Annotated in this window: 13 protein-coding genes; 4 read left to right on the top strand and 9 right to left on the bottom strand. The window is 64.9% G+C overall.

Annotation, left to right across the window (positions count from 1 at the left end; genetic code table 11):
- Positions 1–104: 104 nt before the first annotated feature.
- Positions 105–563, top strand: coding sequence for a 6-carboxytetrahydropterin synthase QueD (queD, locus tag THITH_RS13435; protein WP_006748963.1), 459 nt, complete (start codon positions 105–107; stop codon positions 561–563).
- Positions 564–1023: 460 nt separating this feature from the next.
- On the opposite strand, the gene THITH_RS13440 is transcribed toward queD, so the two are convergent.
- On the bottom strand, positions 1024–3393 hold the full coding sequence (locus THITH_RS13440) for a Tex family protein (protein ID WP_006748964.1): 2370 nt from the start codon (positions 3391–3393) through the stop codon (positions 1024–1026).
- 204 nt (positions 3394–3597) lie between these two features.
- Here THITH_RS13440 and THITH_RS13445 point away from each other — a divergent pair, with 204 nt between their 5' ends.
- Together THITH_RS13445 and THITH_RS13450 are read left to right on the top strand one after the other, a co-directional pair.
- On the top strand, positions 3598–3942 hold the full coding sequence (locus THITH_RS13445; RefSeq protein WP_006748965.1) for a nucleotidyltransferase domain-containing protein: 345 nt from the start codon (positions 3598–3600) through the stop codon (positions 3940–3942).
- Positions 3939–4298 (top strand): HEPN domain-containing protein, encoded by a 360-nt coding sequence (locus THITH_RS13450; protein ID WP_006748966.1) that lies wholly within the window; start codon positions 3939–3941, stop codon positions 4296–4298. Before THITH_RS13445 ends, THITH_RS13450 begins: the two co-directional genes overlap by 4 nt.
- A gap of 270 nt (positions 4299–4568) precedes the next feature.
- Here THITH_RS13450 and THITH_RS13455 read toward each other — a convergent pair whose 3' ends face one another.
- Positions 4569–4853 (bottom strand): cupin domain-containing protein, encoded by a 285-nt coding sequence (locus THITH_RS13455; protein WP_006748967.1) that lies wholly within the window; start codon positions 4851–4853, stop codon positions 4569–4571.
- A gap of 630 nt (positions 4854–5483) precedes the next feature.
- Here THITH_RS13455 and THITH_RS13460 point away from each other — a divergent pair.
- Positions 5484–7700 carry a sensor domain-containing protein gene (locus THITH_RS13460; protein WP_232222206.1) on the top strand — a complete coding sequence of 739 codons (2217 nt, stop codon included), beginning with the start codon at positions 5484–5486 and terminating at the stop codon, positions 7698–7700.
- 286 nt (positions 7701–7986) lie between these two features.
- Here THITH_RS13460 and THITH_RS13465 read toward each other — a convergent pair whose 3' ends face one another.
- The 7 genes from THITH_RS13465 to THITH_RS18190 all read right to left on the bottom strand — a co-directional run bounded on the left by THITH_RS13465 (position 7987) and on the right by THITH_RS18190 (position 13826).
- Complete coding sequence (locus THITH_RS13465; protein WP_006748969.1) at positions 7987–10128, bottom strand: TonB-dependent receptor family protein; 2142 nt, start codon at positions 10126–10128, stop codon at positions 7987–7989.
- 460 nt (positions 10129–10588) lie between these two features.
- Positions 10589–10792, bottom strand: a complete 204-nt coding sequence (hemP, locus tag THITH_RS13470) for a hemin uptake protein HemP (protein ID WP_006748970.1) — start codon at positions 10790–10792, stop codon at positions 10589–10591.
- The gene (locus THITH_RS13475; protein WP_006748971.1) at positions 10792–11205 is read right to left on the bottom strand and encodes an ExbD/TolR family protein; all 414 of its coding nucleotides are present in this window, start codon (positions 11203–11205) and stop codon (positions 10792–10794) included. Before THITH_RS13475 ends, hemP begins: the two co-directional genes overlap by 1 nt.
- 3 nt (positions 11206–11208) lie before the next feature.
- Positions 11209–11952 carry a MotA/TolQ/ExbB proton channel family protein gene (locus THITH_RS13480; protein WP_006748972.1) on the bottom strand — a complete coding sequence of 248 codons (744 nt, stop codon included), beginning with the start codon at positions 11950–11952 and terminating at the stop codon, positions 11209–11211.
- A 39-nt stretch (positions 11953–11991) separates the two neighbouring features.
- Complete coding sequence (locus THITH_RS13485; RefSeq protein WP_198019449.1) at positions 11992–13026, bottom strand: energy transducer TonB; 1035 nt, start codon at positions 13024–13026, stop codon at positions 11992–11994.
- Between the two features lie 31 nt (positions 13027–13057).
- Positions 13058–13534, bottom strand: coding sequence for a bacterioferritin (gene bfr / locus THITH_RS13490; protein ID WP_006747294.1), 477 nt, complete (start codon positions 13532–13534; stop codon positions 13058–13060).
- A 64-nt stretch (positions 13535–13598) separates the two neighbouring features.
- Positions 13599–13826 carry a (2Fe-2S)-binding protein gene (locus THITH_RS18190; protein WP_332254666.1) on the bottom strand — a complete coding sequence of 76 codons (228 nt, stop codon included), beginning with the start codon at positions 13824–13826 and terminating at the stop codon, positions 13599–13601.
- Positions 13827–13933: the final 107 nt, after the last annotated feature.

The following is a 13933-nucleotide window of genomic DNA, read 5'->3' on the forward strand; positions in this document are numbered from 1 at the left end:
CAGTTGAATAGGGGGCGACCAGTGACGCAACCCACGATCAACCAACATCCACTAGGCCCGTTCACGATGGTACACTCCATCGCCTCCCAGGGAACCCATTGATCATGCGTATCACCCGAAAGCTGGAGTTCGACGCGGGCCACCGCATCCCGGACCATCGCAGCCAGTGCCGACACCTGCACGGACACCGTTACACGATCATGATCACCCTTCGCGGCGAGATCATCGAAGCTTCGGGGGAACCCGTGAACGGCATGGTCATGGACTTCTCCGACGTCAAGGCCATCGCCAAGACCCACTTGGTCGATCACTGGGACCACGCGTTCCTCGTCTACCGGGGGGACCACAAGGTGGCGGAGTTCCTGGCCAGCATGCCGGATCACAAGACGGTCGTGCTGGACTGCGTGCCGACCGCGGAGAATCTCGCCCAGCTCGCGTTCCGGATCCTGGATCCGCTGTACCGGGACACTTACGGCAATCAGCTGCGTCTGGACCGCGTTCGTCTTTACGAAACCCCAAACTGTTGGGCGGATGCGGTGCGCGCAGACCTGGAAGATCGGTAACGCACTCGGGGATCGCGGGGAAAGAGGTCGCACCGCAAGCACCGTTGCCCAGGAGATGCCCCTTGGTGCGGCGCGCTGCACGAAACGGCGCAACGCCATCCGCCGCACGGCGTTCGTTCCGCCCAGAAGCCCGGCCGCGGCGCGCGTCCAGGGTGACCTGTAGGGCGGAATAGCGCAGCGTCATCCGCCGTGCGGCGTTCATGCCGCCCAGGAGCCGGGGGGCACCCCAGCGCCGGCTGGCGGATGACGGCCTTCGGCCTTTTCCGCCCTACCGTTCGCCCTACCGTTCGATCAGTCCCGTAGGGCGGAATAGCGCAGCGTCATCCGCCGTGCGGCGTTCATGCCGCCCAGGAGCCGGGGGCGCCCCAGCGCCGGCTGGCGGATGACGGCCTTCGGCCTTTTCCGCCCTACCGTTCGCCCTACCCTTCGATCACGGGAAGGTGCTGGCCAACCTTGACCGTTAGCGCTGGCGCTTGCGCTGGGCGGCCTGCTGGGCCTCGGCAAACAGCGCGGCCATGCCGCCGGTCGGTGCGGCCTCGGGCTTCGGCTTGCCGGGGCGTCGCTGGGCCGCCTTGTTGCGGTCCCCGCGCGGGCCGCGCGGGGCTTTCGCATCCCGGCTCGCCGGGCCGCGGCTGGTGCCGGGTTCGGCGGGGTCCTCCAGGCGCCGGGTCAGCGCGATGCGCTTGCGCGCGAGATCGACCTCGAGCACCTTCACCTTCACGATGTCGCCGGGCGCCACGACCTCGTGCGGATCCTTCACGAAACGGTCCGCCAACGCGGAGATATGCACGAGACCGTCCTGGTGAACGCCGATGTCGACGAACGCGCCAAAGTTGGTCACGTTGGTGACCGTTCCCTCGAGGACCATGCCGGGCTTCAGGTCCTTCAGATCTTCTACGCCCTCGCGGAACTCGGCGGCGCGGAACTCGGGCCGCGGATCGCGCCCCGGCTTCTCGAGCTCGCCGAGGATGTCCCTCACCGTCGGCACACCGAAGCGCTCGCAGGTGTAGTCGGCCGGGTTCAGCCGGCGCAGGAATGCGGCGTCGCCGATCAGGTCGTCGACCCGGCGCCCGTGCTTCGCGGCGATGCGCTCGACCACCACGTAGGCCTCGGGGTGTACCGCCGAGCCGTCGAGCGGGTTGTCGCCTCGCATGATGCGCAGAAAGCCCGCCGCCTGTTCGAAGGTCTTTTCGCCCAGGCGCGGCACTTCCATCAGCGCTTTGCGACTGCCGAATGCGCCGTGCTGTTCGCGGAACGCGACGATGTTGCTCGCGAGCGTGCCGTTCAGCCCGGCAATCCGGGCGAGCAGCGGTGCCGATGCGGTGTTCACGTCGACGCCGACGCCGTTCACGCAGTCCTCGACCACCGCGTCCAGGCTGCGAGCGAGCTGCACCTGGCTGACGTCGTGCTGGTACTGGCCGACGCCAATCGAACCCGGGTCGATCTTCACCAGCTCGGCGAGCGGATCCTGCAGCCGCCGCGCGATCGAGACCGCGCCGCGGTAGGACACGTCGAGCTCCGGGAACTCGCGCGCAGCGAGTTCGGAGGCGGAGTACACCGACGCGCCGGACTCGTTGACGACGATCTTCTGCATGCGCAGCGCGGGCAGCTTGCGCAACAGCTCGCCGGCGAGCTTGTCAGTCTCGCGGCTGGCGGTGCCGTTGCCGATCGCGATCAATTCGACGCCGTGCTGCTGGGACAGCGCACCCAACTCGGCGAGCGACGCATCCCAGCGCTTCTGCGGCGCGTGCGGGAACACCGTGGTATGGGCCAGCAGCTTGCCGGTGTGATCGACCACGACCGCCTTCACGCCGGTGCGCAGGCCCGGGTCGAGCCCCAGCGTCGCGCGCATTCCCGCTGGCGGCGCCATCAGCAAGGCCTTCAGGTTGCGCGCAAACACGGTGATCGCGTCGGCCTCGGCGAGCTCGCGCAGACGCCCAAGGAGCTCGGTTTCCATGTGCACCGCGAGCTTCACCCGCCAGGTCCAGCGCACCGTTTCCTGCAGCCAGTCGTCCGCCGCCCGGCGCTGGTGCGACCAGCCGATGCCATGCGCGACCATCGCCTCGCAGGGATGCGGCTGGGCGTTCTCGAGTTCCTCGGGAAGCGCCATCGCGACGCGCAGCACAGCTTCCTTGCGACCGCGGAACAATGCCAGTGCCCGGTGCGACGGGGTCTTCGCCAGCGGCTCGGCGTGGTCGAAATAGTCGCGGAACTTGCTCGCCTCCTCGGCCTTGCCCTCGGCCACCTGCGCGCGGATCAGCGCATGTTCCCAAAGCCAGGTGCGCATCCGGGTCAACAGGTCGGCGTTCTCGGCGAAGCGCTCCATCAGGATCTGCTTCGCGCCGTCGAGCGCGTCCTTCGCGGTCTCGATCTTGTGCTCGGCGTTGAGATACCCCTGCGCGGTAGCTTCGGGATCGAGCGTCGGGTCGCCCAAGAGCGCGTCGGCCAGCGGCTCCAGCCCCGCCTCGCGGGCGATCTGCGCCTTGGTGCGCCGCTTCGGCTTGTACGGGAGGTACAGGTCTTCGAGGCGCGTCTTGCTGTCGGCCGCGAGGATGTCGGCTTCGAGTTCCGGCGTCAGCTTGCCCTGCTCCTGGATGCTCTTCAGCACCGCTTCGCGGCGCTCCTCGAGCTCGCGCAGGTAGCGCAGGCGCTCCTCCAACATGCGCAGCTGGGTATCGTCCAGCCCGCCGGTAACCTCCTTGCGGTAGCGCGCGATGAACGGCACCGTGGCGCCTTCGTCGAGCAAGGCGACGGTGGCGCGCACCTGCTCCTCGCGGCACTGGATCTCGTCGGCGATGATGGCTTCGATGCTGCGGCGCGGCTGCGACATGGGCGGTCGGTCCTTTCGGAGGGTGGCTACGGCGTCGGGCATGATAGGCAATGCGGCCGCCCGTGCCCACCCGGGGTCAGTCCGCCCAGAGCGCGTTCAGCGGAAACGAAATCGCGTCGAACGGCGGGATCTGGCCGGGAAGTGGCAGACGGCCTCCAGAGCAGGCCAGGCCGCCGAACAAGCCGGGACTGGCAGGGGACATCCATGAAAGCCGTCGCCATTGACTCGAACACCGATCATGCTGTCCGGGCCTTCCTGACCCGGTTGGCGGGCCGTTTTGACGTGGCCGAGGCCATCCTCTTTGGCAGCCGCGCGCGCCATCAGCATCGCGAGGACAGCGATGCGGATCTGGCGGTGATCCTGCATGGCCCCAAGGGCCCCTTCCTCGACACCAAACTTGCGATGGCGGATCTCGCCTACGACGTCCTGCTGGAAACCGGTGTGCTGATCCAGCCGCTCCCGATCTGGGAGGGGGAATGGGAGCAACCGGAGACATTCATCAGTCCGGATCTCCTGCGCAACATCCGCCGCGAGGGAATACGGCTATGACGCCCGATGCGTTTCTGGGCAAGGCCGCGCGGGCCATCACATCCGCCAAACTGCTGCTCGAAGATGGCGATGTGGACGGTGCCTGCAACCGAGCCTACTACGCCATGTTCGATGCGGCCAAGGCCGCGCTGCTGCATGCAGCCACTGCCGATCCCCCGGTCGGGAGAACCCATGGTGGCCTGATTGCCGCGTTCAGCCTGCATCTGGTGAAGACCGGTCTGCTCCCGGTTGCGTTGGGCAGGTCGCTGAACCGAGCGCACGAAGTGCGGCAGGTCGCGGACTATACGGGTGATCAGGTCAGCGAAGAGCAGGCCCGCGACATGATCGAACAAGCGGAGTTTTTCGTAGACTCGTAGGTTGCAGCGCGGGTCGCGGGTGCGTTCATGGCTGCCTCGTGCTTGCTCGAAAACGGCTACGTCAAGGCTACCCCAGGCGCACCAAGGGCACAAACGCGGAACCCGCGATCGGAGCTTCGGCCGGCGTTGGATCGCCGGCCTCTCCCCTACGCTGCCGAGGACGCTATGCGGGCAAGGAGAAGCGCGCTCGCCCACAAAGCCCGCCGGCCGGGACGGTGGGCTTGCGGTATCGGCCCATCCCGCTCGGGGAACGGGCCTTGAACCCCCTCCTCAGTCCTTGAACGTGTACTGCTTCTCGAGATCCTCGTGAATCTCCCAGGTACAGGACATGCCCTTCGGGAAGGTGATCAGATCGCCGCGCTCGAAGGTCTGCGGTTCGCCCCCGTCGGGGGTCACGGTGACGCGCCCCTGAAGAAGGTAGCAGACCTCGGTGCGGTCGTAGGTCCAGCGGAAGGTCGACGCCTCCTTGCTCCAGTAGGGCCAGCCCGGTACGCCGAGGACATCCAGCTTCGCCGGGGATGGATTGCGTTCAAAGAAGATTTCCCGATCGTTCATGGCCTGCTCTCGCCTGTGTAATTGCGCGTCATGTTGCCGCGTCCGGCGGCAAGGACCAAGTGTGCCGCGCCCGGTGTGGAAAACCGCGGAAGCCGTCACTCGGCCGGGCCGTCTCCCCTCCCCCTCCGGCGGCGGTGCGGGCTTCGTGCGAACCTGGCGGATCCGGATCGGAACCGCTGTCATGTGCCTGGAATGAGCGGCGCATCGTCCGGATTTTCGGTGCAACGGGCGCCGAGACGCGGCGAACGCCGAACGGCAGCTGACGCTACACCGTGATCATTGTGTCCTCGATATTAAAGTAACCTTTGAGAAGCTGACTCCAAGAAACTAGAAAAAAATGCTAAAAAGGCGCCTGAAACGGCTCCGTCGCGAGGCAGTTCCTTGATGCACAAACACTGGTGTTTCGCGCTGGCGCTGGGGATTCTTTTTGCTCTCCTGCCGGCCGGGATACTTTCGGCCACCACACCCGCGCCAGCCATCGGTTCGCAAGCCGTAGCAACTGCGCAGCTGCCCGGTGCGGAGGCGGTCTCCGCTGAGGCCGCAAGCGTACCCGCTTCGGGCAACCGCCGGTCCGCGGTGCTGGTGGCGTCCGCCGACGCCACAGGCAATTCTGGCTCAAGCCGACTCCAATTGGCCCTGGTAACCGCCGCAGGGCTGGTGCTGGCTTTGCTGGTGGCGGTCATGACCCTGTACAGCAGCAACCGCCAGTTGCGCTCGCAGGGAAGCCGCCTGGCCGCATCCGAAAGCCGGCAAAGGGCGGTGTTCGCGGCGCTCGGCGAAGGCGTGTACGGCACCAACAATAGCCTCGACTGCACCTTCATGAATCCAGCGGCGCTGAAGATGCTGGGATTCACGCAGGAGGAGGTGATCGGACGTGATCCCCACACGCTGTTCCACTACCGGCGTGCCGACGGTGAGCCCTCCGATGCACGCGAGGCATGCCCCGTCCATCAGACGGTTCGGGACGGCCGCACCCGCCACGAAGAAGGCTGGTTCCTGCGCAAGGATGGTACCGGGTTTCCCGCCGAGATCATCGTGACCCCCATGGTGGAGGGGGGTCACGTGACCGGTGCGGTGGTCGCATTCAACGACATTTCCGAGCGCAAGGCGGCAGAAGCGCAACTGCGACAGCTGTCGCTGGCAGTAGATCAGAGCCCCGAGAGCATCGTGATCACCGACCTGGACGGTCGCATCGAGTACGTGAACCAGGCCTGCGTGAACAAGTCCGGCTACTCGCGCGAAGAACTGCTCGGGGCGAATCCGCGGGTGTTCCAGTCAGGCCGAACGCCACCAGAAACCTATGGAATGATGTGGGACGCCGTCTCCAGCGGGCGGATCTGGCGCGGGGAATTGATCAACCGAAACAAGAATGGGCAGGAGTACACCGAGCTCGCCACACTGGCACCGGTGCGCGACCCCAGTGGCCGGATCAGCCACTTCCTAGCACTCAAACAGGATATTTCGGAGCTCAAGCACGCTGAGGCCGAGATCCACCGGCTGGCGAACTACGACCGGCTGACCGAACTCCCGAACCGCAGCCTCCTGATGGACCGGCTGGCCCAGACGCTGGCCAGCAGTTCCCGCCATCCGCAGCGATCGGCGTTGATCCTGTGCAACATCGACCGCTTCAAGATACTGAACGAGGCCAGGGGACAAGCGTCCGGCGACCTGCTGCTGAAAGCGGTTGGACAACGCCTCGACGCTTTGGTACGAGAGAGCGACACAGTGGCCCGCCTCGGTGCCGACGAGTTCGCGATTCTGTTGCAGAACCTGGACCCGGAGCAGGGCAGCGCCAGCCGCAGTGCATTCTCGGTTGCCGAGAAGATCCACCTGGCACTGCGTCATCCGTTCACATTGGATCGCGACGTGGTCAATGTCACCGCCAGCATCGGCATCACACTCTCGCCCGAGGATGCCGTCCCGCGCAGCGGGCCCGACGCCGCGGCGCACGATACTCCGCAGGAAATCCTGCGCCGTGCCGATACCGCCCTGCACAAGGCCAAGCACGCAGGCGGCAACCAAAGCGCGTTCTTCGAGGCCGGAATGGGCCAGATCGCGCAGTTGCGCTTTCACCTCGAACGCGAGCTGCGACTGGGAATTCCCGCTGGGCAACTCCGCCTGTTCCTGCAACCCCAGGTGAACACGCAACGCGAGATCGTCGGCTTCGAGGCGCTGGTGCGCTGGCAGCACCCGTCGCGGGGGCTGTTGCCACCGGGGATGTTCATACCAGTTGCGGAAGAATCCGACCTGATCGTCGACCTCGGGGTCTGGGTACTGGCCCGCACCTGCGAGCTGATGGCCCACGAGCAAGCCCGGGGCCGGCCGTTTCGGGCTGCGGTCAATGTCAGTCCCAAGCATTTCCGTCAGCCGCAGTTCGTGCCCTGGCTGCGCGACCTGATCACCGGCCAAGGCGTCGATGCAAGCAACCTGACGCTGGAAGTGACCGAGGGACTGATGATCGAAAACGTCGAGGATGTCGTGGCCAAGATGAGCGCGCTGCAACCGCTCGGCATTCATTTCTCGGTGGACGACTTCGGTACCGGCTATTCGTCGCTGGCGTACCTGAAACGGCTCCCGATCCACGAACTGAAGATCGACCAGGGGTTCATCCAGGACGCGCCCACCGATCCCGACGACGCGGCACTGGTCGACACGATCCTGAACATCGCCCGCAATCTCGGCCTCGAGGTCGTCGCCGAGGGCGTGGAAACCGCCGAGCAAGCGGCATTCCTGAACGACCGGGCCACGATCCTCCACCAGGGACATTTCTATGGAAGGCCGGAGCCCGCGGAAGCCTGGCTCGAACGCACTGCGACGCTGTCTTCCATGCGCGTCACCGCCGACTGACGGTCGTCACAACGCACACCCGTGTAAAGGCCGTGAAGCCCCGACACCGGGCGGTGAAGCACCACCCAGCGTTGATGCCTTCTGTATCAGCCGATACCCACTCCAGAAAGCGGCCTTTTGGCACCGAGGGTTGCGATGCGACCCATACTCCGGGCACAGGGGGCCGAAGGCCGTCATCGGCCGTGCCCACGCCGGGAATGGCGCAGGCACCGGGGCAGTGCAAACGCGGAACGACGGATGACGCGGCGTTCCTCGCGCAGACGGGTGAATCCGCGTTTACCTAGGGCTAAAACTCGTATCTTGCCCCAATCTCGAAACTGCGCTCGGGTCCGGCATAGATGCCCTGACGCAACCCGGCGATGTAACGCTCGTCCGTGAGATTCTTGACCGCACCGAATACGGCGAAACGGGGATTGAAGTCATAGCTCGCCGTCAGGTCCACGGTGTAGTGGCTGGGCACCAGACCCGAAAAACCGTGGTTCTCCGGATCAATCTCCCGCCGGTTATCGCCCGTACCAAAGACCGAGCCGGTGTAGTTGTACATCAAGGCCGTCGTCAGCGGACCTTGCTCATACGACAGTGCGACATTGGCAACCCACTCCGGCGAGTACGGCAGGCGATTCCCCGCAGCGATACCTTCCACGCGATCCTCACGAAATTCAGCAGTGGGGACCCAGGTGACATTGCCATCCAGACGGAACCCTGCTGGAAGAACATACCCCATAGCAGCTTCCAACCCCTGAATCAGCGCACTCCCCTCGTTGGGATTGCGAATTCCCGAGATACCGGGATCGACCTGGTTGGAGAAGTCCATCTGGAACGCCGCCGCTTCGTAGTTCCACGGCCCGGTGGCACCCCGCATGCCCAACTCGAGATTCACGGAGGTTTCAGCATCGGTAGGCGCGTCATCGGCTCCGATTACACTGCCGACCACGGGCGGCTGAAAGGCGCGGTAGACGCTCCCGTAGAACTGCAAGGCCGGGTTCAGCTGATAGGTGGCCCCAAGACCCGGCAAGAATTCGGTATTGGAGAACGTATCCGCAGGACCGCCCGTCTGCCGATCCTTCCGCTTCTGCTCGTAGGTCTCTACGCGCAAACCCGCCGTCACCGACAGCTGATCGGTGACGTCGAAACGGTTCTCCGCAAAGCCTGCCCAGCTCTTGGCCGAGTCAAGGCGGTCTCGGCGCAGTCCCTGGCCGTCCACGGCAATCGGGCTGCGGGGTGCGGCCCGGGTGGCTCGGGGCCTCGTGTCATGCATCTCCTCTTCCATATAGCGCAGGCCGAATTCCGCCATGTTGTTGATCCCGAATGCCGAGTGGTTCAGGAACAAACGAGAGTCCACCCCGATTCGTTCGAAGTCCCGGTTCCGCCCCTCCAGGATGTCGGTAAAGTTCCATACGGTATGGCCATCCGCATTGGTGGTGGTACCGTCCACATTGAACCGCCAGTAGTCGCGAGTGGTCTCCATCCAGTACGCCACCGTCTTCAGGCGCATATCGGGACTGATATCCCACTCGTGGTTGACGTCGAAGGCCGTGCGCTCGGTCTCGAAGCGGTCATCCGGCGCGGGGTTGAAAGTCGCGCCTGCGTCGAACGCGTCCTGGAAATAGCCGCGATACGAAATGGCGGCGTCGTTTTCGTAGTAGGAGAATTTCGCGCCGAGAAACTGGTTGTCGCCGATGGCGCTGCCAACCTTGATCATGACATCCGTCATGTCCCATTCCTTGTCCATCCAGCCATCGCTGCTGGCATCGGTCACGACGAGACCAAACAGCGCGTCGCCGGAAGGCGAACTCCCCCCCGCCTCGACGGTCACCTCGCGCGTGTTCCACGAGCCCACCGTGCCGGTGACGGCGAGGCCATCGTCCGGGGTCCTGGTCTGGTAGTTGATCACACCGCCACTGCTGGCCGGGCCGTAGCGCAGCGAAGCGGCGCCTCTGAGGATCTCGACACCGTCCATGCGCTGAACACGCGGATTGTAGTAACGCTGGTTGCCGACGAAGATGCCCGGCTGCACCGGCACACCATCCTCCAGCACCGTCGTCTTGTACTGATCGGCGGGGATACCGCGCACTCCGTAGTTGGTGACGATCGCGCTGTCGTCCTCGCGCTTGATGTACATGCCGGGCACTCGGCGCAACACGTCCTCGGTGGAACGCGGACGGGTCTCCTTGATCTCGCCTTCGGTTACGATCGTCACCGCCCCGGGTGTTGCGGATACGTCGGTAAGGCCCGGCGCCACCACGTCGATCCGTGGCAGCACGACCGAAGCCCTTTCTTCGGAAGCGGCATCGGACTCTTCAGCCTTCACGGTCCCGGTGCCAGCCATTCCGGAAATCGCCACGGCAACGGCCAGTGCGAGCTTCCCGGTACGAACCGGCATCTGGGCAACACCCGAGCGCCGCCCCAATATCGTCTTGCGAGCCATTTCTTTCTCCCTTCAATGTGCACGACAACGCACCTCCACGACCGGTGAGATGCCGCAGTTCAGATGACAACTAAATGGCTGGCTGAGGGAACAGGTCCCCTGGCTGGCGGGTGCCGTGGCGACAACCCCGGGCAACGTAACGCTGGTTCCTTTTGGTCAGGATCAGCTTCTACTGGAGGTCACCCGAAGGGTGTAGCACACGGTATCGCGAATGCGAACGATTTTCAACCCCGTTCGCAGATTGTTTGGGGTCGGTAGAGTGAGCGGGCCTGATAACGAACTATGCATGCCGGATCAACGGAACAGGGGTACACCCGTCAGGCTCGCGACATGAACCCGATCGATAAAGCCCTCATCAATTTACGCCCTCCGGCCCTCGCAGATGTGATGCCGTTGACCAGGATGCGGCCGACGCGGTCAATCCGGGTTCGCGTAGCCCGTCCGAGTCGGGTTCGACGGACTACTTGGTCAGGATCAATTTGTTCCGGTTGGTCTGCCGCAGCACATACCACTCGCCCTCGTGCTCGATACGGAGCTGCCGCGCCGAGCCTAGCAATACGTCGCTGCGCGTGGTGGGAATCGGCCGGCCCGAACCTCCAGCGTGCGCCGGTTGGTCGTTTCCGGTTCGGCGTATCCGGCCATTGTTTTCAGAGTCAGTTGCCATCAGTTCGCCTCCGGTTGCGAAACAAAGCCGAGTCTCCCAACGCCGGCCCGGCGGGCGTCGGCCATGATCCGGGCCAGCGCCTCGTAACGGGTGTCGCGGTCGGCACGCAGATAGACCGCCAGTTCCGGGTTGGCCGCAACGGCCTCCTGCAGGCGCGCGAACAGCTCGCCCGGTTCGATGGACGCGTTGTCCCAGTGCAACTGGCCCGCGGCGTCCAGCGCAAGCGTGACGCTGTCGATGGTCTGCTCGCTCGGCGCACTGCTGGCGCGCGGCAGTTCGAGTTGCACCGAATGCGTGATCACCGGCGCGGTGACAATGAAGATCACCAGCAGCACCAGCATCACGTCGACCAGCGGAATCACGTTCATCTCCGACATCGGCTCGTTGGTATCGCCCAGGCGTCCGAACGACATGGCTCAAGCCCCCTCGGCCGACGGCCGCGTGTCGCTGGCGGGCAACGGCTGGTCGATCCGCTGGGTGTGGATCCCCGGCGCGCGATCGGAGTGCATCAGAAACGCGTGCAGGTCGTGGGCAAAGGCCTCGAAATCCTGCTGCATCAGGCGGTTGAAGCGGTTGAATACGTTGTAGAACGCGACTGCGGGGATCGCCGCCGCAAGGCCCGCTGCGGTCGCGACCAGCGCCTCGCCCAGCGGACCGGCGACCAGATCCATCGACACGCTCTCCATGATCGAAAGTTCGATCAACGCGTTGTGAATTCCCCACACCGTTCCGAACAGGCCGATGAACGGTGCCAGGCTGCCCACCGACGCGAGCAACGTCTGCCCGGCCTGCAGGCGCAGCTGCTGCCGATCCATCGACTGCCGGATCATCCGGATCATGTGGTCGTCCAGGCGTTGTTCGCCCTTCGGGCTGGTGTCGTGACGGCCCGGATACGTTTCCGCCGCGTGCCAGCCGTCGCGCGCCATCGCCGCCAGCGGACCACGGTGCTCGAAGACCGCGTCACGGAGCGTGCGCATGCTCCCGGCGTTCCAGAACGCCTGCAGAAAGCGCCGATTCGCGCGCCGGGTCTCGATCAGGCTCAGGCCCTTGGTCGCGGCGATCGCCCAGGTCGCGATCGACAGCACCAGCAGCGTCAGAAAAACGCCGATCAGTACGACATCGCCGTGATAGAAGACATAGAAAATATCGAACTCGGTCATGGGATCGGCCCCCTCGGGGCGTGGTCGTTATTCACTTGTTCACCGCAGGCGAAATTCCATCGGCACGATCACCGACCCGGCCACCGGGCGCGTGCCCCGCCTGGCCGGCTCGAACCGCCAGCCTTCGACCGCGGCCAGCGCCGCATTGTCCAGCCGTTCGTGTCCGCTGCTCTTCTCCACCCGCCAGGAAACCGGCCGCCCGTCGGCTCCGACCGCAACCCACAGCAACACCGTTCCTTCCTCGCGTCGGCGCTGCGAGAGGCGCGGGTACTCCGGCGGCGGATTGTTCAGATACGCCGCGCCAAACCCCGGCTCCTCGAACGGTTCGTCAGCCGCACCGAGTTCCTCCACGGCAACCGGTTCGTCCGCTACGTTGGGCCCTGCGACCGCGGTCTCTTCGGGCGTGGCTGCCTGCGGCCGTTGCGCAGACGTTTCGGCTCGAAGCGCTGACCTCGGCTCGGGCTTCGGCTCGGGCTTCGGCTCGGGCTCCGGCTCGGGCTTCGGCTCGGGTTCCGGTTCGGGTTCCGGTTCGGGTTCCGGCTCGGGTTCCGGCTCGGGTTCCGGCTCGGGTTCCGGCTCGGGTTCCGGCTCGGGTTCCGGCTCGGGTTCCGGCTCGGGTTCCGGCTCGGGTTCCGGCTCGGGTTCCGGCTCGGGTTCCGGCTCGGGTTCCGACTCGGGTTCCGACTCGGGTTCCGACTCGGGTTCCGACTCGGGTTCCGACTCGGGTTCCGACTCGGGTTCCGACTCGGGTTCCGACTCGGGTTCCGGCTCGGGTTCGGGCTCCGACTCCGGTACCGGTTCCGGCTCGGGTTCCGGCTCGAGACCCAGTTGGGCAATGTCGATCTCGTCCGTGGTCGGCAGCGCCTCGGAAGGCGCTGGGGGAAGTGTCAGCTCCCCCAGCTCGACCCAGGTCGCCTGCATGCCGCCGCGCCCCAGATCGAGCGTCGGCTGGCTCGCCTGCCAATACACCAGACCACCCACCGCCGCTCCGTGCAGCGCGAGGCTGGCGAGCACGCCGAGCACCAGCCGTGAACGGCGCGGCGCAGGGGACGCAGGAAGGTCGGTGATCGGCATGACGGATCCGGGGCAGCATCGCCAGCGGCGCTCAGCCAGCGCTGCCCATCTGGCTTTGTTCGTAGTTCTGGAGCCCCACCCGTTCGATCAAGTCCAGGCTGGTCTCCAGCCAGTCGACATGCTCTTCCTCGCTGTTGAGGATGCTTTGCAAGAGATCGCGGGTTACGAAGTCCTGCACCTGTTCGCAGTGGGCGATGGCCTCCCGAAGCAGCGGAATCGCTTCCTGCTCCATCGCGAGATCGCATTCCAGGATCTCTTTCGTGTTCTCTCCGATGCGCAATGTTCCGAGATCCTGGAGATTGGGCAGGCCTTCCAGGAACAGGATCCGGTTGATCAGCGAGTCGGCGTGCTTCATTTCGTCGATCGACTCGCCGTATTCGTATTCGTCGAGCTTTTTCAGGCCCCAGTCGCGAAACATCCGCGCATGCAGGAAATACTGGTTGATTGCCGTCAACTCGTTCTTCAACGCCAGGTTCAGGTAGCGCAGGACATCCGAATCACCCTTCATCTATGCATCCTCCTCTGGGATCACGTCTACATCGTGCATCCGCTCATGCTCACGTCGAAAGCCGTCAAATCAGCCGCGCGCTTCCCGGTGCGACTCGGACCCCGCTGCGGTTCCTTCCAAGGGTGCGCAACAGGTCCAGCGCCCGTTGTCCGCACTTGCCGCATTCGGAGCATACGCCAAGGCGTTCGCGAAGATCGCGCATCCTCAGCCCCGATTCCAGGTCCGCCAGAGAAAGGACTTCCTGTTCGCGAACCGCTTTGCAAACACACAGGTACATTGGACACGGCCTCATCCGCAAGACAACGGATCAGGATGTTAATGGGAACGCGTCTCGTTTGCAACCGTATTCGCCAGGATCGCGATTTCACGCAATCGGACCCTTCAAACCATTCGGTATAT

Origin of the sequence: Thioalkalivibrio paradoxus ARh 1 (assembly GCF_000227685.2) — a bacterium.
In the GTDB taxonomy this organism is placed as follows: domain Bacteria; phylum Pseudomonadota; class Gammaproteobacteria; order Ectothiorhodospirales; family Ectothiorhodospiraceae; genus Thioalkalivibrio; species Thioalkalivibrio paradoxus.

What these genes read in the sequence shown, in the direction of transcription:
- queD (WP_006748963.1), top strand. Translation starts at nt 105, where the DNA reads ATGCGTATCACCCGAAAGCTGGAGTTCGACGCGGGCCACCGCATCCCG.
- THITH_RS13475 (WP_006748971.1), bottom strand. Translation starts at nt 11,205, where the DNA reads ATGTCGTTCGGACGCCTGGGCGATACCAACGAGCCGATGTCGGAGATG.
- THITH_RS13445 (WP_006748965.1), top strand. Translation starts at nt 3,598, where the DNA reads ATGAAAGCCGTCGCCATTGACTCGAACACCGATCATGCTGTCCGGGCC.
- THITH_RS13480 (WP_006748972.1), bottom strand. Translation starts at nt 11,952, where the DNA reads ATGACCGAGTTCGATATTTTCTATGTCTTCTATCACGGCGATGTCGTA.
- THITH_RS18190 (WP_332254666.1), bottom strand. Translation starts at nt 13,826, where the DNA reads ATGAGGCCGTGTCCAATGTACCTGTGTGTTTGCAAAGCGGTTCGCGAA.
- THITH_RS13440 (WP_006748964.1), bottom strand. Translation starts at nt 3,393, where the DNA reads ATGTCGCAGCCGCGCCGCAGCATCGAAGCCATCATCGCCGACGAGATC.
- THITH_RS13465 (WP_006748969.1), bottom strand. Translation starts at nt 10,128, where the DNA reads ATGGCTCGCAAGACGATATTGGGGCGGCGCTCGGGTGTTGCCCAGATG.
- bfr (WP_006747294.1), bottom strand. Translation starts at nt 13,534, where the DNA reads ATGAAGGGTGATTCGGATGTCCTGCGCTACCTGAACCTGGCGTTGAAG.
- THITH_RS13485 (WP_198019449.1), bottom strand. Translation starts at nt 13,026, where the DNA reads ATGCCGATCACCGACCTTCCTGCGTCCCCTGCGCCGCGCCGTTCACGG.
- THITH_RS13455 (WP_006748967.1), bottom strand. Translation starts at nt 4,853, where the DNA reads ATGAACGATCGGGAAATCTTCTTTGAACGCAATCCATCCCCGGCGAAG.
- hemP (WP_006748970.1), bottom strand. Translation starts at nt 10,792, where the DNA reads ATGGCAACTGACTCTGAAAACAATGGCCGGATACGCCGAACCGGAAAC.
- THITH_RS13450 (WP_006748966.1), top strand. Translation starts at nt 3,939, where the DNA reads ATGACGCCCGATGCGTTTCTGGGCAAGGCCGCGCGGGCCATCACATCC.